The sequence below is a fragment of the Burkholderia sp. E168m23 genome (assembly GCF_016586125.1).
Lineage (GTDB): Bacteria > Pseudomonadota > Gammaproteobacteria > Burkholderiales > Burkholderiaceae > Burkholderia > Burkholderia orbicola.
This window is the reverse complement of sequence record NZ_BCPP01000509.1, coordinates 1-5,097: the sequence shown is the minus strand read 5'-3', so window position 1 is coordinate 5,097 and position 5,097 is coordinate 1. Positions and strand designations below refer to the sequence as shown.

General features: G+C 60.8%; 4 protein-coding genes and 2 pseudogenes. 3 read left to right on the top strand and 3 right to left on the bottom strand.

The features are described 5' to 3' along the window. Positions 1–618, top strand: a 618-nt coding sequence (locus JMF90_RS23400; RefSeq protein WP_201325483.1) for a sulfite exporter TauE/SafE family protein, incomplete at its 5' end; no start/stop codon positions are given. A gap of 206 nt (positions 619–824) precedes the next feature. Here JMF90_RS23400 and JMF90_RS23395 read toward each other — a convergent pair. Beyond that, a pseudogene (locus JMF90_RS23395) lies at positions 825–923 on the bottom strand (protein NrnU); the annotation flags it as partial. A gap of 65 nt (positions 924–988) precedes the next feature. Here JMF90_RS23395 and JMF90_RS23390 point away from each other — a divergent pair. Both JMF90_RS23390 and JMF90_RS23385 read left to right on the top strand, forming a co-directional pair. Next, positions 989–2,156, top strand: a pseudogene (locus JMF90_RS23390) (IS3 family transposase). After that, positions 2,153–2,314, top strand: a complete 162-nt coding sequence (locus tag JMF90_RS23385; RefSeq protein WP_200094992.1) for an AraC family transcriptional regulator — start codon at positions 2,153–2,155, stop codon at positions 2,312–2,314. Before JMF90_RS23390 ends, JMF90_RS23385 begins: the two are co-directional and overlap by 4 nt. A gap of 231 nt (positions 2,315–2,545) precedes the next feature. Here the strand turns inward: JMF90_RS23385 and JMF90_RS23380 are convergent, their stop codons facing one another. Both JMF90_RS23380 and JMF90_RS23375 read right to left on the bottom strand, forming a co-directional pair. Beyond that, positions 2,546–3,619 (bottom strand): porin, encoded by a 1,074-nt coding sequence (locus JMF90_RS23380; RefSeq protein ID WP_011548551.1) that lies wholly within the window; start codon positions 3,617–3,619, stop codon positions 2,546–2,548. 190 nt (positions 3,620–3,809) lie between these two features. After that, a partial coding sequence (locus tag JMF90_RS23375; RefSeq protein ID WP_201325482.1) for an MFS transporter occupies positions 3,810–5,097 on the bottom strand: 1,288 nt, incomplete at its 5' end.

Here is a 5,097-nt window from a genome sequence, read left to right as displayed (position 1 = left end):
AACATCACGTCGACGGTCGCGCTGTTTCCCGGCCAGGTCACGACCGGCTGGGCAAGCCGCAAGATGGTCCGCGGCGCAGGCACGCTGTCGTTTCGCGCGCTGTTCGTGATCAGCGTGATCGGCGGCGCGCTCGGCGGGCTGCTGCTGCTCAAAACGCCGTCGTCGATCTTCTCGCAGCTGGTGCCGTGGCTCGTGCTGTTCGCAACCGTCGTGTTCGCATGGGGCAGCTTCTTCCGCAAGCCGACCGAGGCCGCGCAGCATCTCGGCCCGATGGCGGCCGGGATCTCGCAGTTCCTGATCGCGATCTACGGCGGCTATTTCGGCGGCGGCATCGGCTTCCTGATGATGGCCGCGCTCACGATGGCCGGCCTGTCGCCGCGTCACGCGATGTCGACCAAGAACGCTCTCGCGGGCGTGATGAACGCGTCGGCGGTCCTGCTGTTCGTCACCTCGCCGCAATTGCACTGGGGCGCGGCGCTTGCGCTCGGCAGCGGCGCGATCGTCGGCGGCCTGCTCGGCGCATGGGCGCTGCACCGCGTGAACGAGCGCGTGCTGCGGATCGCGATCGTCTGTATCGGCGCGGCACTGACGGTCGGGCTGTTCGTCAGGCCGATCTGACGCGCGCGCCGCGAGCGTCGTCGCTATGCGCTCGCGTCGATGCGCGGGCGAACTCGCCAGCCGCCGCGCGATCGTGCCCGCCGTCGGTCAATGCTGCCGCCGATCTGCAATGCGTCGGCCGGTAGGCCGGGCGATGCCTGCCGCTCGCGCGCCGGGCCGCGGCCGATCAGCGTGACGCGGTCGCCGAGCCTGCGTACGCGGAACGTTCAACCGAACGGCCGCACGCCGATCAACGGGTCGTGCAGGAACAGCGCAAACACCGCCCACCCGACGACGCCGGCCGCGATCGCCGACACATCGCCCGACTGTAGTGGTCTAATGAATCCGGACACTGATTTAGGCGAGAATGGTCGCCATGAAGAGGTGTCTGATGAGCAAGCAACGACGTACGTTTTCCCCGGAGTTCAAACAGCAAGCCGCCTGTCTGGTGCTCGACCAGGGTTATAGCCATATGGAAGCAAGCCGCTCGGTCGGCGTCGGCGAGACGGTGCTGCGCCGCTGGGTGCAGCAACTTCAGATGGAACGCCAGGGCGTCACGCCGCAGGGCAAGGCAATCACGCCGGATCAACAGCGTATTCAGGAACTCGAGGCGCGTATCGAACGCCTCGAGCGTGAGAAGGCCATTTTAAAAAAGGCTACCGCGCTCTTGATGTCGGAAGGCATCGAACGTACGAAGTAATTGATCAGATTGGCGCAAGCGAATCGGTCGAGCTGATCTGCGCGGTATTCGACGTGTCGCGGTCCTGCCTGTATGCACACCGAGGGCGAGCCCGACGCGTTGATACCGAGCGCATGGTACTGCGTAGCCGGGTACACGAGCTGTTCATCGAGAGTCGAAGCTCTGCTGGCAGTCGCAGCATCATGGGCATGATGCGCGAGGAAGGTACGGCGATTGGACGCTTCAAGGTCAGCCGCTTGATGGAAGAACTCGGGTTGATCTGCAAGCAGCCGGGTCGCCATGCCTACAAGCAGGCCACGGTCGAGCGGATCGATATCCCGAACCATCTCAATCGCGAATTCGAGGTTGGTACGCCGAATCAGGTGTGGTGTGGTGTGGTGACATCACGTATGTCTGGGCGCAGGGACGTTGGCATTATCTGGCCGTAGTACTCGACCTGTTCACGCGTCGGGTTGTTGGCTGGGCGTTCTCGACACGCCCTGATGCCGATCTGGTCGTGCAGGCGTTGGAGATGGCCTATGAGCAACGTGGTCGACCGCAAGGCTTGCTGTTTCACTCGGATCAAGGCGGCCAATATGCAAGCCGGAAATTCCGTCAGCGCCTCTGGCGCTATCGGATACAGCAGAGCATGAGCCGTCGAGGAAATTGTTGGGATAACTCCCCGATGGAGAGGCTGTTCCGCAGCTTCAAGACCGAATGGCTACCGTCAGTGGGCTACATGTCGGCGCAGGAGGCACACCGGGACATCAGCCACTACCTGATGCACCGGTACAACTGGATACGGCCGCATCAGTTCAATGACGGACTGGCGCCGGCGGTTGCGGAAGAAAAACTTAACGCAGTGTCCGGGATTAGTTGACCACTACACACTACCTCGTCAATTCATCAATGTCCGGCGCAGAAATTTCCTTCCTGCTGGGTTTCGAAGATCCCAACTCCTTCGCGCGGGCATTTCAGGCATGGACCGGAAAAACCCCGCAAGCGGTGCGCTCGGCGCTCAGGCAAGACGGCCCCTGAATCCCTTCGCATGAGGTGCCTGGGTTCTGGCACTTGTCGCTGCTGGCGTCCACGTCGCTGTCACGGACTACCGAGCGGATGTCAGCGTTTCCCCTCTCGAATCAGCAGCTTAGCACCAGACTCGGCGGAATTTGCGAATCCCGAACGCCCCTCGTATATGACCGGCCCGTAACCGACCTCGCCGCCGAGCTTTTCAGAGACAGGAAGTGACGACAAAAGGGTGAACGCTTTCTAGAACGTGTGCCGAATGCCGACGGCAAAGGTGTTGCCGATGGGATGATCGCTCAGCTTGTCGATAGAGTAAATTGCGTAAATGTCCGTCCGCTTGGACAGCAGATGGTCGTAACCGAGTGCGGCAGTATTGCGAAGGCTGTTGGTCGTATGCGTAGGACCGGACCGTTGCGTACGCGCCCACTCAGCAAGCAGGAAATCGGCCGGTGTGAACGGGATCGAAAAACCCGCCTCGTACGTGTGGCTGCCTGTCGGCGTACTCACGTCACTTGTCATCGCCCACGCGCCATAAAGTGTCACGAGCTTGAAGTCATAGGCCGCGCCCGCGAGGTAGGCGTATTGTGCGCCCACTGGCCCCGCTGCGGTGTAGCGTACGCGCTGGCCGGACACCACTGCCGTGAGACCGTGACCTTGATAATTCAAATGCGCGCCGAGATTGCCGACGCCGGGCGACCCCGCAACGCCACCCAGGCCATAGATCACGGTTGCGCCGAAACCTTTGAAGTCCGGTGTTGTGTACTTGGCGGTGTTGTTCCACACCGTATCGCCAATGATCGTGCCACCATAGTTGGTCACGAACGTCTGGAGGACGAGAGGCGAAAAGACAGTCGACGAACTGAACGGGTTGATGAGGGATTCGGCCGTATAGGTCGGATTTCTTTGGCGCCCGAAGGTCAACTGACCGAAGTCGCCTTGAAAGCCCACGTACGCATTGCGTGAAAAGAACGGGTCTGTGGCATTGCGGCCCTGCGCGCCGTTTTGAGGCTGGAAGAAGCTCTCCAGAGCGAAGATGGCGCTGACACCGCCGCCCAGATCTTCCTTGCCGCGGATTCCCCAGAATGATGTGGTCAATCCGCCGCTGCCTATGAGTACCGTGGATTGAGGCGTATCGCTACGTTTGACACTGCCGACATAGGTGCCGACGATCCCATACAGCTGGACTTGCGAACCACTATCTGCGCGGGCGCCGACAGAGGTCAATGCGAGGCCGGCGCTGAGCATCGCTGCTACGCCAAGTGTGCCAGCGACTTTCCGCATCGAAGCGCGGGCCATGACCCGTTGTGCCTTTTTCATTTCCGTTGTCTCCATTCGTTTTGTTATATGCGATCTTTGCCGCACGACATCCGATAAGGACTACAAACAGAGTCGTGGAACGTTGTCGCTATCTGTGAACCTGTCGCGCTGAAATTATCGGTGTTTCGAACCAGGACGCTCCTTCCCCTTGACTCACATCAGGAGAAGGAGCGGCAAGGGATGCGAGCGGTTACGGGGAGATCTCTTCGAGAGCGCGATTGGTGGTCTCCACCATTCGCGAAGCTACAAAGAAACCCACAGCGCTGACCACCGCAAAAAGGATGAATACCGCCGCGATGCCCTTCCCTGTCAATACGACGCCCACGATCGCAGGCGCGGCAGCAGAAGCGGCCCGCAGCCAGGACGTCGCGAGGCCAGTACCAATCGCGCGCATCCGGGTCGGATAGATTTCAGGTGTGTACAGGTACAGCAGTACGGTTGTGGTTGCCATCACTGCGTATGCGGAAGATCCCAAGAACATCACTGACCAGGCACTACCTGCTCCATGAATACCCAGAGCGGCGAGCAGGATCCCGCTGATGATGAAGCAGGCCATTGCCCAGCGGCGGCGCCCGACACGATCGATCAGCAACGCGCAGGCAAGCACCCCGCACGTACTCAGGACGTTCGAGATGGACGCCATGTGAAGCGACTCTTGCAGCGGCAGATGGTAGACCGTCTTGTAGAGGCTGGGCAGCCAGTTGTTGATGCCGTTCGCGACAAAATATGAGGTCGCCCAAAGTAACCACACTACGATGGTGCGCCCGCGGTAGAACGGCGAAAAAAGTTCCTTCCACGATCCCGTCTGCTTCGACTGCAGGCCGTTCAGCAGGCCGACCACGCGCTCATCAACTTCGGCCTTCTGCGTTTTCGTATCAAGGTTTCGCTTGGGCGTGCTGGCCTCCAGTCGCTCGATGATTCCTTCCGCCTTATCGAAGCGCCCCTTTGAAATGAGCCAGCGCGGCGATTCCGGGAGTCGTGCGATCAGGAAGGCGACAATTATGCCCGGGATGCCCCCCACGAGGAACATGTACTCCCAACCGAAGCGGGGGACGATGAACGCCCCCAGTTGCGCGGCTGCGAGCAAACCCAGCGGGAAAATGAGTTCGTACAAAATAAAGAAACGTCCCCGGCCGTGCGCTTGCGACAGCTCGTTGATGTACGTGGCCGCGACGGGCACTTCTCCTCCCACGCCGATGCCTTGCAGAAAGCGCATTAGGAACAGCATATGGAAGCTGCCGGTGAATGCGCAGACGATGCTCATGGCCGACATCACGCCCACAGTCACCGTCGCACTCGGTACGCGACCGATGCGCTCAGCGAGCCAGCCGAACACCAACGCGCCTACGACCTGGCCGAGATAGCCGGCGGCGATCAGCACGCCGATCTGGCCGGCCGAGAGATGCCAGAGGCCAATCAATACGGGCAGTACGAAGGCAAGCGATAGGGCGTCGAATGCGTCAAAGAGGGTCGCGCTG

Excerpts from the sequence above, each read along its gene's own strand:
- JMF90_RS23380 (WP_011548551.1), bottom strand. The coding sequence starts at position 3,619 with ATGAAAAAGGCACAACGGGTCATGGCCCGCGCTTCGATGCGGAAAGTC.